The following is a 16,066-nucleotide window of genomic DNA, read 5'->3' on the forward strand; positions in this document are numbered from 1 at the left end:
GCGGCCGAGTGTTTCCGTCCAGGTATGCCGTGGCGCAACAATCGGTACCGGTGCTCTAGGCAACAACCGCTATGCCGTTGGTGTAGGAACTGCGATCACCTTGGGTCTCTTGCCGGATACGACCCGAAGAAGCCCCTCGTCCCGCAGTTGATGTACTGCGCGGCTGACTGTGCCGGTGGCAACCTTGTATTTCACCCGGATGTCTTCGTTCATCGGCAGAGAAGACCCAACCGGGTAGGTGCCATCGGCAATTGCTTTGCGGAGATCGAAGGCGATGATTTCGTGCGGCCAGCGTGGTGTCGTCTCAGGTCGCGGGATGAGGTTGGAGATGGTGTCAGCTGCGGCGCCGTCGGTGGCTTCTTGCCATGCCACGTAGAACCGCAGAGTCGTCGCGCCGCTCTGGTGCCCGAGGCGTCCCGAGACGGTCTTGAGGTCGACACCGCCGGTCAGGAGCTCAGTTGCCGAGTAGTGCCTCAGCGCGTGGAACCTGGTGCTGCGCAGCTTGTTCCGAATCGCGAGCCGCCTGTATCGCTGGGTCACGGTGTCGGGCCTGATGGGTTCGGCATGGTCAGGTGTCAACGAGAAGACGAAGGCATCGCGGGCCATCTTCGTGCCGAGCTCGTTGCACTGACCTTCGGTAGCGAGTCGATGCGCCCGTAGCAGGCCGACCGTATACGGATCCAGCGTCAGGCGGCGTTCCTTGTCGCCTTTCGGGCGCTTCTCCTTCAGGCCAGTTGGGCTCTGGTTGCTGCGGGTCACTGAGCGTTCGAGCGCGATCTTCTTGCGATCGAGGTCGACGTCCGACCATCGCACGGCGCACAGCTCCCCGCGCCGGCAGCCGGTGACCATGACGAGCCACAGCAGGAGACCCCAGTCCGGGTCTCGCCACGCCTCGTTGAGGATCGCCGCGACTTCCTCGGCGGATGGTGGATCTGGCGTGCTCTTCTTTGCCCGTGGGGGTGAGGCGAGCTCGGCAGCGTTGACAGCGAAGTATGTCCAGCGAACGCCGCGGTCGAGTGACCCTCGCAGGATGGCGTGGATCTGCCGAACGGAACTGTTCGAGAGCGGCTCGCACTCGTGCGTTACTCGGCTCTTCCTGCTGTCGCAGAGCTTCCGGCATTTGCGCAACCGGGCATAGAACGTCTCGAGTAGCTCGGCATCGAGCTTTGCCGCTTGTATCGAGCCGAAGACCGGATCGATGTAGTTCTTGACAAGGCCCTCGTACGTCTTACGGGTGCTCTCCTCGTGCTCCTGGACTTCGAACCACTTGTCGATGAGATGGCTGACCGTGATCCCGCTGCGGGGCTGCCGCTGTTCGTCGACCTGGTGGAGAAGCTTGGTCAGCTCGACCTGTGCTTGCTTCTCTGTATCGCTTGTTTTCTTGAGATATCGCTTCTTGCCAGTCAGCGGATCCCGACCGGCGTACACGACGGCTCTGAACCTGGTGCCGTGGTTCTCGATGTGGCCGCGCTGCCCCGTTCGACCTGCCATAGAGAGGAGTCTAGAGCGGCCGGATTCCCAATTGGATTCCCAAGAGCACCGTTCGTATATCTCCTGCGAAGCATATTCCCAGGTCACGGCGTGGCGCGCCCGGCAGGATTCGAACCTGCGACCAACGGATTAGAAGTCCGACGCTCTATCCAGCTGAGCTACGGGCGCTCGGCCGGGGTGGGCCCGGCACGGATCAGAGTCTCTCAGATGGCGGGGTGATCGTGCTCGTGGGTTCCTGGGTGCGTCCCCGGGGGAGGCGGCGCGGCGTACGGCGTACGGGTTCTGGCTACCGGTAAGTACGAGGTTGTCGTTCCATCCCGGTAACGCTGCGTGGGCTGTCCTGCGACGGTGGGGGGTGTACAACTAGGCTGCGGGCATGAGTTACCCCTCTCCAGGCCCGACCGAGTCGCCGCAACCGGTGGCTGGGTCGGCTTACACGCCCGGCGGCCCGCCCAAGCAGCCGAACACCCTTGGCACCCACCCGGTGCCCGGGCAGCGGCGCAACCAGGGGATCCTGATCGGTGTCGGCATCGCGGTGGTGTTCGCGATCGCCGGGCTGGCGATCTTCGCGATCGTGGCCAAGTCCACCGGCGCAGGCGGCTTCACGTGGGGACTCATCTTCGCCTTCATCCCGGTCATCCCGGTGATCGCGCTCTATCTCTGGCTGGACCGTTACGAGCCGGAGCCGGCCAAGTACATTCTGGTGGCACTCTGCTGGGGTGCCTTCATCGCGACCCTGGCGGCCATCTTCATCAACACCCAGGTGTCGGAGTGGATGCACGAGACCGGCAGCGGCGGCAACCGGTCCGCGGTGTTCGTGGCGCCGCCGGTGGAGGAGTTCGCTAAGGGCTCGATCATCCTGCTGCTGGCTCTGCTGCGCCGCAAGGAGTTCGACGGGATCATCGACGCACTCGTGTACGCCGGCATGGTGGGCGTCGGCTTCGCCTTCACCGAGAACATCCTGTACTACGGTCGCATCTTCAACCAGTTGTCCGAGGAGGCCGGCAGCGACGCCGGACTCCGGGGCGCGTTCGTGCTGTTCGTGATCCGCGGACTGATCTCCCCGTTCGCGCATCCACTCTTCACGTCGTTCACCGCGATCGGGATAGGTATCGCCGTACGGCACCGCAGTACGGCCGTGCGCTTCCTGGCCCCGGTTGTCGGCTATCTCGCCGCGGTGCTCGCCCACGGGCTGTGGAACGGCGGTGCGAGCTGGGCCGGTGGCGGCGGCTTCATCACCGTGTACCTGTTCCTGATGGTGCCGATCTTCATCGGCATGGTCGTGTTCGCCCTGGTGATGCGGTCCCGCGAGGGGCAGATGATCGCGTCCCGGCTGTACGACTACGTGCGCTTCGGCTGGCTGGTCCCGCAGGACGTGCCGCTGATCGCCACCCTGCGCGGCCGCAAGGCGCTCCGCCAGAACGCCAGGCGGTACGGCGTACAGGCCGAGGCCTCGGCGAAGGCCTTCCAGCAGAACGCGACGGAGCTCGCCTATCTGCGGGACAAGATCGTCCGCCAGGTGATCGGGCCGGAGGCGCTGGTGACGGAGAAGCAGTTGCTCGACGAGCTCCGGGCCCGGCGCCCGAGCGTGCCGTTCCCGCCGATGCCCGCGTTCGCCCAGGCCGGACCGCCCCAGGTGCCGCTCACCCAGCCGCGGTTCGAGGCCGGACCGCCCCCGGGTGGATATCCGCCCGGGGGTTATCCACAGCCCCAGCCTGGGTACCCGAACGGGCAACAACCTGGGTACCCGAACGGTCAGCAGGGCGGGTATCCACCGGGGCAACCCGGCTACCCAGCGGCCCAGCCCGGTTACCCGCCGGGACCCCCTGGACCACAAGGACCGCCGGGAGGATACGGTCCCTATCCACCGTCGCAGTGACTGCCACCCGTCCACGCCGCCAAACGGGGATGAAGATGACTTTGCTTCTGCGCTGTCCTACCGGGCACTCTGTGCTCGTGGGCGGTAGCCGTGGCTGACACCAGGTCAGCAGCTGGTGAGGGTTCGGAGCGTTCGGGAGAGCCGAAGGTTCCGGCCCAGGATCAGCCTGCCCAGGACCTCCCCAGGCTGATCACTGAAACCGATGCCAAAGGCAAAGGATTCTGGCGCCGCCGCAAACGCAAGGCGGCCAGTACTGCGGACGCCCCGGTCGCGGTCAGTACTACGGACGCCGCCGCCGCGGTCAGTACTACGGTCGCCGCGGCCGGTACTGCGGACGCGCCCGAGGGTGGCTCGGTGGAGCCGTCCGCCGAGGTGGCTCCTGCTGATGCCGTGAAGGCGGTCGTGGACGACAAACCTGCGGATGCCCAGGACAAGAAGGTCGAGTCCGGGGATGACGTTGCCGAGGTGAAGGACGCTGCTGACGCGGAGTCCGACGTTGAGGCTGAGGGCGCTGAAGCTGACGCCAAGGTGGTTGACGCGGCAGAAGAAGGTGCGGGCAAGAAGGACGAGGCGGCTGAGGACGTGGCCGCTGACGAGACTGCTGTCGGCGAGCCCGAGGCTTCTGAAGCTGACGGCTCGGAGGTTGTTGCTGAGAAGAAGGTCGGGGAGCCGCGGCCGACGGTCGGGGTTGTGTACGAGCCCGATGAGTCGCCGGACGGGTTCCCGATGGAGTACGGCGAGATCATCATCGGCCTCCCCAAGCAGTCGGCCTCGAAGAAGAAGTCCGCGAAGTCGGCCGAGGAATCGTCCGACCGTGTTGCAGTCGACGATCCGGCAATCGAAGTTGCGGCTGACGGGGCGTCGGCCGAGGGTGCTATCGACGAACCTGCTGCGGAGAAGACCGAAACTGCTGCGGAGACGACCGACGCGGATGAGGGCGGGCCTGAGCCGGAGGTCGAACAGGCTGGGGCTGCTGGTGATGCGGCCGATGAGGCTGTGCCCGCTGACGAGGCACAGGCTGACGAGGCACAGGCCGATGAGGTTGTTGCCGAGCAGGTTGCCGGGAAGGAGGCTGCCGACGATGCCGCCGCCGAGCAGGCTGCTGACGGCGCGCCCGCTGATCAGGCTGCCGAGGACGCGCTTGCGGCTGAGGGACCCGACGATGCGCCTGCCGACGACGCCCCTGAGCCGCAGGTCGAGCAGGCTGCCGACGGCGTGCCCGCCGAGGACGCTCTTGCCGAGGACACGTCTGCCGAGCGGGCTGCCGACGACGCATCTGCCGAGCAGGCCGACGAGGGCGACCCCGTGGGGGGTGCTGCCGACGAACCTGCTGGGGAGCAGGCAGACGCGGTTGATGACGGGCCTGAGGCGGCGGTCGTGCAGGCTGAGGCCGGTGCTGATGCGGCCGGTGAGGCTGTGCCCACTGATGAGGCGCCGGCCGAGGAGGCTGACGGCGAGCTTGCTGCTGAAGGGTCCGGGGACGCATCTGATGAAGGCGCGGCCGAGGGCGCGCCTGCCGACGACGTACAGGCTCCGGAGGATCCCGCAGCCGAGAACCCAGGCGATCAGGAGCCTGCAGCCGAGAACCCAGGCGATCAGGAGCCTGCAGCCGAGAACCCAGGCGATCAGGAGCCTGCAGCCGAGGGCGAGGGGGCTGTCGCCGGAGAGTCTGCAGTTGACGGCGACTCTACGAGCGGCGATGAGGCTGCAGCGGACGAAGAGCCGGGCAACGGCGAGTCTGATGGTGATGCCGAGCAGGCGGCGGCTGCGGGGGCTGGGAAGGCTCAGGGGCAGGCTGCTAAGGAGCTGGTGGAGGCGCCGGCTGAGAAGTCGGTGGAGGAGGTTGCTGCCGAGCAGGCGGCTATGGCGTTGATTACTGCGCTGATGCGGCTTCGGGGTGCTTTGGCCAGTAGTCGCCTGCCACTGGACGTTGTGGAGGCTGATGAGGCCCGGCAGCAGCAGAAGGCGATGCTCGACCAGCTCGACGACTACATCCTGCCGCGGCTGGTTCAGCTCGAGGCTCCGGTGCTCGCCGTTGTCGGTGGTTCGACCGGCGCCGGCAAGTCGACCTTGGTGAACTCCCTGATCGGCCAGGTCGTCAGCGAGCCCGGCGTACTCCGGCCGACCACGCGGTCGCCGGTCCTGATCCACAACCCGGCCGACGCGGAATGGTTCGCCGGGGACCGGGTGCTGCCCGGCATGGCGCGTTCCAGCGGTGACAGCCCGGGCGGGATGGAGGACCCCGGGCAGATCCGCTTGGTTGCCTCCGACACCGTTCCGCAGGGCCTGGCGATTCTCGATGCCCCCGACATCGACTCGGTGGTCGAGGCGAACCGGGATCTCGCCACCCAACTGCTGGCCGCGGCGGACCTCTGGTTGTTCGTGACCACTGCCGCGCGGTACGCCGATGCCGTGCCGTGGGATTTCCTGCAGAGCGCGTCGGACCGGAGTACGGCGGTCGCGGTGGTGCTCGACCGGGCGCCGGGCGACACGATCGACGACATCACCGGGCATCTCGCGCAGATGCTGCTCGAACGCGGCCTGGGTGACTCGCCGCTGTTCAGCATCAAGGAGACCGTAGTCGACGGCAACGGAATGCTGCCGTCCGAGCTGGTTGCCTCGATCAAGGACTGGCTGATCGACCTGGCGGCGGACGCCGAGGCCCGGTCGGCCGTCGTACGGCGGACCCTGCACGGCGCGGTCACCGCGATGACGAAGCAGACGCCCGCGTTCGCCAAGGCCGTTCGGGCCCAGGCGGACACCGCGGCGGATCTCCGGCAGACCGCCGAGACGGCGTACGAGCGGGCGGTCAAGGACATCGCCAAGGCGACCCAGGACGGCACCATGCTGCGCGGTGAGGTGCTCGCGCGCTGGCAGGAGTTCGTCGGCACGGGTGAACTGCTGAAGGGCCTGCAGACCAACGTCGGCCGGATGCGCGACAAGGTCCGTACTTCGGTGGTGGGCAAGCCGCCGCCGACGCGGAACCTCAACGACGCGGTGGAATCCGGGCTCGAGTCCCTGCTGCGAGAGCACGCCGAGGCGGCAGCGGAGCGGGCCGAGGAGTCGTGGCAGTCGACGGCCTCCGGACGCCAGTTGCTGGCAGCGGGCGACCGCGACATGGGCCGCATGTCGAAGGAGTTCCCTGCCGAGGCAGGCCGCGCAGTACGTGAGTGGCAGGGCTACGTGCTCGACCTGGTGCGCAAGGAGGGCGCCGACAAGCGTTCCACCGCGCGCATCCTGGCGTACGGGGTGAATGGTCTCGGCCTCTCCCTGATGGTCGTCATCTTCGCCAGTGCTGCGGAGATCCCCACCGGCGCCGAGGTGGGTGCCGGACTCGGAACCGCGGTGGTCGGGCAGAAGCTGCTGGAGGCCGTGTTCGGCGACCAGGCGGTTCGTACCCTGGCTGCCAAGGCCCGCGACGACCTTGACGGTAAGGTTCATGCCCTGATGGATGCCGAATTCGCCCGCTATCTGGCTGTGCTCGACCAGCATCCGGTCGATCCCGACACACCCAGGCGACTGACGGAGGCCGCGCGCGCGGTGGAGGACTGCACGTGACGGGATTAGTGGATACGGTCAAGGGCCTGGTGAGGGGCTCTACCGATGTCCTGACGAAGATCGAGGCGCTCGAGGACGCCACCGAGGCCGGTCGGGGACGGCTGGACCAGGTGGTCCTGAGCGAGGCCTCGCAGATCGTGGACCGGGCCGGGCAACGGCTCCGGATGTCCGGCGACCTGACCGTGGTCGCGCTGGCCGGTGCGACCGGTTCGGGCAAGTCGTCGCTGTTCAACGCGCTGACGGGGCTGGACCTGGCCGCGATCGGCACTCGCCGCCCGACCAGCTCGATGCCGCTGGCCTGTGTGTGGGGTGAGGAGCCCGCCGGTGAACTCCTGAACTGGCTGGGGATCCCGCGCCGTCACCAGGTGCAGCACCGCAGCTCGCTGGAGGAAGCGCAGTCGGAGGATCTGGACGGACTGGTCCTGCTGGACCTGCCCGACCACGACTCCACCGAGGTGGAGCACCGGCTGATCGTGGATCGCCTGGTGGAGCTGGTCGACGTACTGATCTGGGTCGTCGACCCGCAGAAGTACGCCGACGCCGCGCTGCACAACCGCTACATCAAGCCGTTCGCGTCGCACTCGTCGATCATGGCGTTCGCACTCAACCATGCCGACAGGCTGACCGACGAGCAGCGCAAGAGCTGCGTGGCCGACCTGACCCGGCTGCTGAAGTCGGACGGCCTGGAGAGCCCGACGATCGTTGCCACGTCGGCGGTGAGTGGTGCCGGGCTGGACGATCTGCGGACGCTGCTGGTCAAGCGGGTCAACGCCAAGCGGGCCGCACGCGAGCGCCTGGCCGCGGACGTCGACCGGGTCTCGGACCGGATGGCGAGCCAGTGTGGCAACGCCAAGACGCCCGAGATCGCCAAGTCCGACATCACCGAGCTGGTGGACGCGCTGGCCGACGCGAGTGGCGTCCCGGTCGTGGTCGAGGCCGTACGCCGGTCGTACCTGCAGCGGGCCAGAGCAGCGACGGGTTGGCCCGTCACGAAGTGGCTCGACCGCTTTCGGCCCGATCCGCTGCGCCGGTTGCACCTGGACCAGGTGCCGAGGCAGCAGAGCAAGGCGCTGCGGAAGTCGGCGTCCAACGAGGTCTCGATCGCGCGGTCGTCGTTGCCTGCGGCAACACCCGTGCAGCGGGCCCGGATGGACACGGCCGTCCGCAACATCACCAACAAGGCCGCAGGCGGGTTGTCCCGCCCCTGGGCCGACTCGGTCCGTACTGCGATCCGCAAGCGCGAGGAGTCCCTCGGAGACGAGCTGGACCAGGCAGTGGCGCGTACTGACCTCGGGGCAAGCAACAACCCCAGTTGGTGGGTGGCGGCGCGGTTCCTGCAGTGGCTGCTCTTCCTGGTCGCGCTAGGTGGAGCGGTGTGGTTGCTGTTGTCCGCCTTCCTGCAGGCGGAGGACCTGGCGCTGCCGAAGTGGCAGGGGATCCCGTACGCCACGATCATGCTGATCGGCGGAGCACTGCTGGGTGTCGCGGTATCGGCCGCCTGCCGGCTGTTCGCCTCCACCGGCGCCGGCCGCCGCGCCCGCCTGGTCGCGAAGGCCCTCCGCGGCGAGCTGGAGACGGTTGCCGACAGCCACGTCATCGCCCCGGCCCGCGAAGAGCTCGACGCCTACACCATCTGCCGCGACAAACTGGCGATCGCGCGCTCCTGACCTGTACTGCGGACCACGCGGTCCGCAGTACTGGGTCTACCTCGTGGTCCTGACCCAGTCGGGGAGTGGCTCGCACGATGCGCGCCAGTGCTCGGGTAGTCCGTCGAAGCCGACGTGTGCGGCGACGATCCCGCCGACGATGGCACAAGTCGTGTCGATGTCTCCGCCCGCGCCGGCGGTGGTCCAGAAGGCCTGCTCATAGTCGGTGACCCCGCTCTCGACCTGTACTGCGGGACCGCCGGGCGGCGGCTCCGCAGTACAGGCGCGGGTTACTTGGCCGGGTCTTCCAGGTTGTCGATGTCGGCTACTGAAGTTCCCGGGGTGAACTGGGCGACGGAGGCCTCGGCGGCTGCCTGGACTTCCTCGTCGCTGATCAGGCCCGATTCGCGGAGGACCTTGAGCCAGGCGCGGATCGAGTATTTGCTGAACTCGATGACCTCGGGGGAGTTGGCCATCTCGGTCGGGTCGACGTCCTCGGCGAGCTGACCCTCGACGTAGAGGGCGAGGCCCATCAACCCGCCGTCCCAGCCCGGGCCGACGTACATCGCACCACCGGCACCACCGAACTCGGCGGGCACCGAATGGTCCATCTGGAGGTTGGTCGTCTCGCCCAGTCCCGCCGTGAGCTTGATCTCGACGATGCTGGCCGGGCCGCCGAAGGTGACCTTGAACCGCTCCGGCGGCTCGCACTCGAGGATCTCGCCGCCGGCGTTGCCTTCGAGCTGGAAGCTGCCGCCGACCTTCAGCTCGCCGCTGATCGGCATGAACCAGCGGCGCATCCGCTCGGGATCGGTGAGCGCGTTCCAGACCTCGTCGACCTCTGCCTGGTAGGTGCGCTGGAGCACCACGCGGACCTCCTCGCCGGTCTGACTGACCTGGCGATGGATCGCGTTGATCTGCTCGAGGATGTCGATCACTGTCTTCCCTCTCTTCGGACGGCTCTCGCCTGCGGACGCCTCAGCGCCGGGCGGTCCGGGGTACGTGGCCTGATTGGGACCAAGACTGCCGGGTTTCACTTATATAAGTCAAGGCTGAGATAGCGAGTTGTCCCCAGGTTGCGAAGTCGGAGCCTGAATCGGGGTGCGAGACGTGCATCTTCTCTGGTGTCAGCACAGAAGAGACCGAAGGGAAGGTGCATGACATGAGCGTCGGCGAGACCTATCTGACCCTGCAGGGCCGGGTTGGCAGCGACATCAAGTTCAAGGAGGTTTCGGGCCGGGTGGCGCTGGCCTCCTTCCGGCTCGGAACCACCCCACGCCAGTACGACCGGACCAAACAGGCCTGGGTCGACCGGCCGACCACCTGGTTCACCGTCGAGTGCTGGCGGACCCTCGCCGAGAACGTCAACGAATCCTTGCGGCGAGGCCAACCGGTCGTCGTCACCGGCCGCCTCAAGACCACGGAGTGGCTCGAAGAAGGCCAGACGAAGAGCCGCACGGTCCTCGACGCGTTCTCCGTCGGCCATGACCTCACCCGAGGCACGACCGCCTTCACCAAGAACCCACCCCAGACCCAACTCCCCGAAGCCCCCTCCACCCTCGATGTCGAGATGCGAGACCTCTCCACCCAAGCCGAAACCGACCACCCCCACGACGAACCCCACCCCTTCCCCGCAGAAGAACTGGCAGCCCTACCCGACCCCTCAGAACAACAAGCAGCCTGAAGAGCCTGCAGGCTGTCGTTCTGCGGGGCAGGCACCGCGCGGGGCCCCCGGCCGCGACAGGTCACCCGCGGGCTGGCCGGCCGCACTCCACACGGCCGGGCACACGTGGACAGCCGCCGGGCGCAGTGCGAGGTCAGCCATCGGCATGTGGTCCCGTCCTGGTCACGCGCGCGGTCGGGCGCACACGGTAGGCACCACGTGTGCCCGGTGGTGTCCCGGTTCATGAGGTGTGAGCCGAGTCACCGTGGGTTGCGCTTGTGGAGGTGGTGGTGACTTGTTGTGGGGGTGGGCCGACTGGTGTGGGTTAGCGCGTGGACGGGCGGTTGGGGTTGGGAGGGGGCGAGCGCATAGGCTCTGGGGCATGGCGGAATTCATTTACACGCTTCGCAATGTCCGGAAGGCGCACGGCGACAAGGTCGTTCTCGACAACGTCACGCTGAACTTCCTGACCGGCGCGAAGATCGGGGTCGTCGGGCCGAACGGCACCGGCAAGTCCTCGCTGTTCAAGATCATGGCGGGGCTGGATCAGCCCTCGAACGGTGAGGGGCGGCTGGCCGAGGGTGCGACGGTAGGGATCCTGCTGCAGGAACCTCCGCTGACCGAGGGCAGGACGGTGCTGGAGAACGTCGAGGAAGGGGTCGGCGACACCAAGAGGAAGCTCGACCGCTTCAACGAGATCTCCGCCGAGCTGGCCGATCCGGACGCGGACTACGACACGCTGCTCGCCGAGATGGGTGACCTGCAGACCGAGCTCGACCACCGCAACGCGTGGGACGTCGATGCTCAGCTCGAGCAGGCGATGGACGCGTTGCGCTGCCCGCCGCCGGACGTGCTGGTGGACACCCTGTCCGGCGGTGAGCGTCGCCGGGTCGCACTGTGCAAGCTGCTCCTGCAGCAGCCCGACCTGCTGCTGCTGGACGAGCCCACCAACCACCTGGACGCCGAGTCCGTGCTGTGGCTCGAGCAGCACCTGCAGAAGTACCCGGGCGCCGTCCTGGCGATCACCCACGACCGGTACTTCCTGGACAACGTCGCCGAGTGGATCCTCGAGCTCGACCGCGGCCGCACGTACGGGTACGAGGGCAACTACTCGAAGTACCTGGAGACCAAGCAGGAGCGGCTCGTCGTCGAGGGCCGCAAGGACGCGAAGCGGCAGAAGATCCTGGAGCGCGAGCTCGAGTGGGTCCGGTCGAACGCGAAGGCCCGGCAGACCAAGAGCAAGTCCCGCCTCGCGCGGTACGAGGAGCTCGCAGCCGAGGCTGAGCGCTCGAAGAAGCTGGACATCGACGAGATCAACATCCCGGCGGGTCCGCGACTGGGCAGCACGGTGCTGGAGGCGACCAAGCTGGAGAAGGGCTTCGGCGACCGCAAGCTGATCGACGGCCTGAGCTTCTCGCTGCCCCGCGCCGGCATCGTCGGCGTCGTCGGCCCCAACGGCGTCGGCAAGTCGACCCTGTTCCGGATGATCGTCGGCGAGGAGACCCCGGACAACGGCAGCCTGAAGCTGGGCGACACGGTCCGGATCTCGTACGTCGACCAGTCGCGCGGCGGGCTGGACCCGAAGAAGACGGTCTGGCAGCAGGTGTCCGACGAGCTCGACTACATCAAGGTCGCGAACTTCGAGATGCCGAGCCGCGCGTACGTGGCGTCGTTCGGGTTCAAGGGCCCGGACCAGCAGAAGCCGACCGGCGTGCTGTCGGGTGGTGAGCGGAACCGGCTGAACCTGGCCCTGACGCTGAAGATGGGTGGCAACCTGCTGCTGCTCGACGAGCCGACCAACGACCTGGACGTCGAGACGCTGCAGTCGCTCGAGGACGCGCTGCTCGAGTTCCCCGGCTGTGCCGTGGTGATCTCCCACGACCGGTGGTTCCTGGACCGCGTCGCGACCCACATCCTCGCCTGGGAAGGCACCGACGACGACCCGTCCAAGTGGTTCTGGTTCGAAGGCAACTTCGCCGCCTACGAAGCCAACAAGGTCGAGCGCCTGGGCGCCGAAGCTGCCCGCCCGCACCGAGTCACCTACCGCAAGCTGACCCGCGACTGACAACAGTCCTCGAGAGGGCCCACGCCGACACCCGTCGGTCGTGGGCCCTCTTTGTTGCATCAGCTGATCGTCGCCTCGGAGTCTGGGCGGTATTCGCGCGCACCCCAGCACGGCTCGGTGCGCAGCGGCGTACCAAGGGCGGAGTTCTTCGTCGATCTGGGCCCATTGCGACTCGTTCCGCGCAACGGCTGGGTCCTCCTGCGGCGAGGACTCGACCAGTCCGGCGCGCAAGCCGAGGGCGGCTGAGACGACCACAGACTCGTCCTGGGTGAGTCAGTTGGCGGTACCGGGTCGTCTCGGCTGTGCGGCCTCGATGCAAAGTGTCCGCGAGTTCGGACCAGCGGAGCGGCGGCGTCTTCTCCGCCGCGTAACCGATGGTCGTGGCGATGGTGTCGGACACCAGCACGTTCTGTGGCCAACCAACCACGGGCGGAAGAAGGGCGCCTCTTGGCGGTGGTGGTGTCTAAGGAACATGGGCGGGGTGACTAAGGACATGGCTGACGAGGTTTGGGCGGGCGAACGATGTGGCGGGAGTGGATGGACGCTGAATGTGGTGAGGACAGGGGGAGTTCGCCAAGGAGGGGCTATGAACCACCGAAGTTCCGTCCTCGCTGCAGTCGCACTCGCAGTTGGTGTCACGACGCTTGGGGCGGTCGATGCCTCCGCGATCCTCCCGGAAGAGCGGGGCGGGGTTGTGCCGCACGATTCGCTGGTCTCGGCGTACTACCCACAGGCCGGGGTCACCGCTTTGGAGGGAGCGGCGGTCGGCACGTCCTCAGATGACAATGGCGTCGACGTACTCCAGGCCGGCGTGACGGCGCTCGGGGGTGCCGGTGTCGCCATCGCCGGCATGTGGCTGTATCGACGTCGCCACGCACACATCGCCTGAATCCTGCAGTCGCAACGGATTGACGAGCCGGGCAGGGTCAGGACGGCGGTGGCGGGGGTTGCTTGTCGAGGCCGAGGCGGGCGGCCATGGCGGCGACCTGGACTCGACTGTGGACGCCGAACTTCTCCATCAGGTGGGTGACGTGCACGCTGGCTGTCTTGGGGCTCATGAAGAGCGCGGCGCCGATTTCACGGTTGGTCAGACCGTCGGCGAGCAGGCAGAGTACCTGTTGCTCGCGTTCTGTCAGAGGCGGCGGCCAGGCAATGGCGTCCGACGCCGGTTCGCTGGGGCGGCGAGCCGCCCGGCCGCGGTCCGGGCGTGGCTCGAGATCGACGCGGGCCAGGCGTACGAGGTGGTCTATGTCCTCAAGAAGAGGCGCGGCGCAGAGGTTCTTCGCCAACTGACGCGCAGCACCGAGCTCCTCGGCCGCCAGGCGTCGAGCGTCCGAGCCGGTCTGGCGCTCGAGTAGCGCCTCCGACGCGCGGAGCCGTGCCCGCGCCTCGTCGTACGGCCGGCCGAGTGTGGCCCACTCGTCTGCTGCGATCAGCCATGGCTCGGCGCGTGGCACGCCCGCGGCGCGCGACCGCTCGCCATCGACCACGGCGGTCACCGCGGCCCCGGTTCTGCCCTTGGTCGCCTCGCCGAGAAGGGAGACCAGCCGCTCCAGAGCTGTTGGCGCGGCGGCTGCGGCTGCGGCAGCGAGCCCGGCGAGCAAAAGGTCGGCCTCGTCGGCCTCGTCTGGGGTCCCGTGCACGGTCTCGGCGATCGACAACGTCAACTCGAGCGCCTCGTCAGCGTGGCCGGTCTGGAGCAGAAGGCTGGCTTGGACCTGGCCATACATCCCCAAGAACAATGGCTGGTCCCGCTCGGCCAGGGCTGCTCCCTGTGCCTGCATCTCCTCGGCAGCCGCGATTTCACCGCGCGCCAGGTGAATCAGAGCCAGCGCCGCCTGAAGCAGGCCCAGTTTTGACGGCACCGACGGGTCGGAGGGCCACGTCAGCGCCTCGTCCCACCGCCCCGACTCGTAGAGCGCCAGGACGACATTGGTGTCGATGATGTCCTCGAGCCAGTGCCGACCCAGCATGAGCCGACGCACCTCGGCCCGTACGACGTGCGCAACCCGGGCTGCTTGGTCCGCGTCACCGAGGCGCCAGTGCAGATCGGTCAGGCCGATGCCCGCCAGCGCGAGGTCCTCAGGTTCAGCGGCCCGCCGGGCGGTCGCGAGCGCGACCTCGTGGTGCTCGAAGCCTTCGGGGGTATTGCCTGCCACGACCGCCGCGACTCCCAGCAGGAAATGAGCGGTGCCCACCGTTCGGAGGTCCGCGCACCTGGTTCCGAGGTCGAGCGCCATCGTCGCAGAGGTCAACGCCTCCTCCCACCGAGAACACGTTCCCAGCGCCATCGCGCGACGCCCGTGGATCCGTGCCCAGGTGACCTCGTCGTCTGACGACGTCAGTCGCTCGGCCAGTTCGACATCGCGTAACGCGCGCTCGGTGTCCCCAAGCACCGTTCCCAACCAGCTCCGCGTCAGTGCCGCGCGCGCGATCAGATCGGCGGCGCCCGGGTCGCCGGCACCTGGCTCTGCGGACAGGTCGAAGTCCAGCAGCGCCATGGCCCTGTCCGCCTGGCCGACCGCGCCGAGATGGGTCGCCGCCGCGTCGAGCAGCTTCAACTTCGGGGGTGCCTGAGAGCGGGCGCCGTCGGCGCGCTCCCACAGAGACGCTGCGACGGCGTACCAGTGACCGGCCTCCGCGATCGAGTAACCGTGCTCGGCTGCCTCCGCGGCTCGGACCGCCCAGCCGAGTGCCTGATCCACGTTTCCTGAGCCCCCGTACTGCGCGGCCACCTCGGCGACGGCGCCCGCACTCGGATGCGCGGGCAGTGAGGCCGCCAGGTGCTCCGCCATCCGGGTGTGCAGCAACCGGCGGTCGCCGGACAGCAGCCGCTCGTAGGCGATCTCGGCAAGCACCGGGTGACGTGCGGTCGATCCTTGTTGAGGGTCACGCACCATCAGGCCCGCTTCGTAGGCCTGGGTGACGGCATCCTCGTCGCCCGCAGCGGCGACCAGCAGTTCGTCATCAGTCAGCGTCCGGCCCAGCGTCGCGGCAACGCCGACGACCCAACGAGCCGGCGGGTGAACTGCGTCGAGCCTCGACCCCAGAACCTGCCGCAACGACGCCGACGGCCGCGCGCCACCACGGGCCAGCTCGGCACTGAGATAGGGGTTGCCCGCACTGCGGCCGTACACAGCTGCGCCGATCTCCGCGGGATAGCCGGACAGCTGCTGCATGGTCTCCTCGAACGTCAGCCGTCGAAGCGGCAGGTCGATGATCATGGGATTGCGCAGCTGCTCGCCCAGCCATTGCGAGTGCTCGGTGTCTGTGTCTTCGTCCCGCCAACTGAGCAGTACCAGTAGCCCCGACTTGGGCAGATTGCGGCTGAGATGCGCCAAGAAATCCAGGGTCGAGGTATCCGCCCAGTGAACATCCTCGACGACCAGGACGACACCGTCGTCGGCGAACTCGCCCAGCTTGGTCAGCATTGCCTCGACGGCCCGAGCCCTTCCTTCCGAGGCTGACGCATAGGCCTCGTCGGCGACAATCCGTACCGACGACAACGCCGCGTCGAGGCCCCCGTAGGCCACCGCGCCCGACATCGGCGCACACGCTCCACGCAGTACCCGCAGTCCCACTGTGGTGGAATCGTCCGAGACGCTGTGAATCACCGCCGTTTTGCCGATGCCGGCTTCACCCGTGACGATCACCACCGACGACGCCGTCGGCAGTTCGGCGATCAGGTTGCCGAGCAGCGCAAGTTCGTGCTCGCGGCCCACCAGGTCCGTGCCCACCTCACCATCATGCGCCCAGGTCACCCA

The 16,066-nt window shown here is 67.8% G+C and carries 10 protein-coding genes and 1 tRNA gene; 6 read left to right on the forward strand and 5 right to left on the reverse strand.

Annotated features, from left to right (window positions below):
- Nucleotides 1-69: 69 nt before the first annotated feature.
- Both EV644_RS33925 and EV644_RS33930 read right to left on the reverse strand, forming a co-directional pair.
- Nucleotides 70-1,428, reverse strand: a complete 1,359-nt coding sequence (locus tag EV644_RS33925) for a site-specific integrase (RefSeq protein WP_199240145.1) — start codon at nt 1,426-1,428, stop codon at nt 70-72.
- 154 nt (nt 1,429-1,582) lie between these two features.
- Nucleotides 1,583-1,659, reverse strand: a tRNA-Arg gene (locus EV644_RS33930).
- A 208-nt stretch (nt 1,660-1,867) separates the two neighbouring features.
- Between EV644_RS33930 and EV644_RS33935 the strand changes: the two genes are divergently transcribed.
- The 3 genes from EV644_RS33935 to EV644_RS33945 all read left to right on the forward strand — a co-directional run bounded on the left by EV644_RS33935 (nt 1,868) and on the right by EV644_RS33945 (nt 8,595).
- Nucleotides 1,868-3,370 (forward strand): PrsW family intramembrane metalloprotease, encoded by a 1,503-nt coding sequence (locus tag EV644_RS33935; protein WP_132193850.1) that lies wholly within the window; start codon nt 1,868-1,870, stop codon nt 3,368-3,370.
- Between the two features lie 90 nt (nt 3,371-3,460).
- The gene (locus tag EV644_RS45640; protein WP_199240146.1) at nt 3,461-6,928 is read left to right on the forward strand and encodes a dynamin family protein; all 3,468 of its coding nucleotides are present in this window, start codon (nt 3,461-3,463) and stop codon (nt 6,926-6,928) included.
- Complete coding sequence (locus EV644_RS33945; protein WP_241999165.1) at nt 6,925-8,595, forward strand: GTPase; 1,671 nt, start codon at nt 6,925-6,927, stop codon at nt 8,593-8,595. The genes EV644_RS45640 and EV644_RS33945 overlap by 4 nt, the downstream gene beginning before the upstream one ends.
- Before the next feature lie 36 nt (nt 8,596-8,631).
- Here EV644_RS33945 and EV644_RS47935 read toward each other — a convergent pair whose 3' ends face one another.
- Nucleotides 8,632-8,979: an ADP-ribosylglycohydrolase family protein gene (locus tag EV644_RS47935; RefSeq protein ID WP_369410575.1), complete on the reverse strand. Its 348-nt coding sequence runs from the start codon at nt 8,977-8,979 to the stop codon at nt 8,632-8,634.
- Nucleotides 8,865-9,512 carry an SRPBCC family protein gene (locus EV644_RS33955; protein ID WP_241999162.1) on the reverse strand — a complete coding sequence of 216 codons (648 nt, stop codon included), beginning with the start codon at nt 9,510-9,512 and terminating at the stop codon, nt 8,865-8,867. The genes EV644_RS47935 and EV644_RS33955 overlap by 115 nt, the downstream gene beginning before the upstream one ends.
- Nucleotides 9,513-9,736: 224 nt before the next feature.
- Here EV644_RS33955 and EV644_RS33960 point away from each other — a divergent pair, with 224 nt between their 5' ends.
- The 3 genes from EV644_RS33960 to EV644_RS33970 all read left to right on the forward strand — a co-directional run bounded on the left by EV644_RS33960 (nt 9,737) and on the right by EV644_RS33970 (nt 13,191).
- Nucleotides 9,737-10,258, forward strand: a complete 522-nt coding sequence (locus EV644_RS33960) for a single-stranded DNA-binding protein (protein ID WP_132193848.1) — start codon at nt 9,737-9,739, stop codon at nt 10,256-10,258.
- A 361-nt stretch (nt 10,259-10,619) separates the two neighbouring features.
- Nucleotides 10,620-12,302 (forward strand): energy-dependent translational throttle protein EttA, encoded by a 1,683-nt coding sequence (ettA, locus tag EV644_RS33965; RefSeq protein ID WP_132193846.1) that lies wholly within the window; start codon nt 10,620-10,622, stop codon nt 12,300-12,302.
- A 586-nt stretch (nt 12,303-12,888) separates the two neighbouring features.
- Nucleotides 12,889-13,191, forward strand: a complete 303-nt coding sequence (locus tag EV644_RS33970; protein ID WP_132193844.1) for a hypothetical protein — start codon at nt 12,889-12,891, stop codon at nt 13,189-13,191.
- A 37-nt stretch (nt 13,192-13,228) separates the two neighbouring features.
- Here EV644_RS33970 and EV644_RS47590 read toward each other — a convergent pair whose 3' ends face one another.
- Nucleotides 13,229-16,039, reverse strand: coding sequence for a helix-turn-helix transcriptional regulator (locus tag EV644_RS47590; protein WP_158293003.1), 2,811 nt, complete (start codon nt 16,037-16,039; stop codon nt 13,229-13,231).
- Nucleotides 16,040-16,066: the final 27 nt, after the last annotated feature.

It is taken from the genome of Kribbella orskensis (assembly GCF_004342085.1).
Lineage (GTDB): Bacteria > Actinomycetota > Actinomycetes > Propionibacteriales > Kribbellaceae > Kribbella > Kribbella orskensis.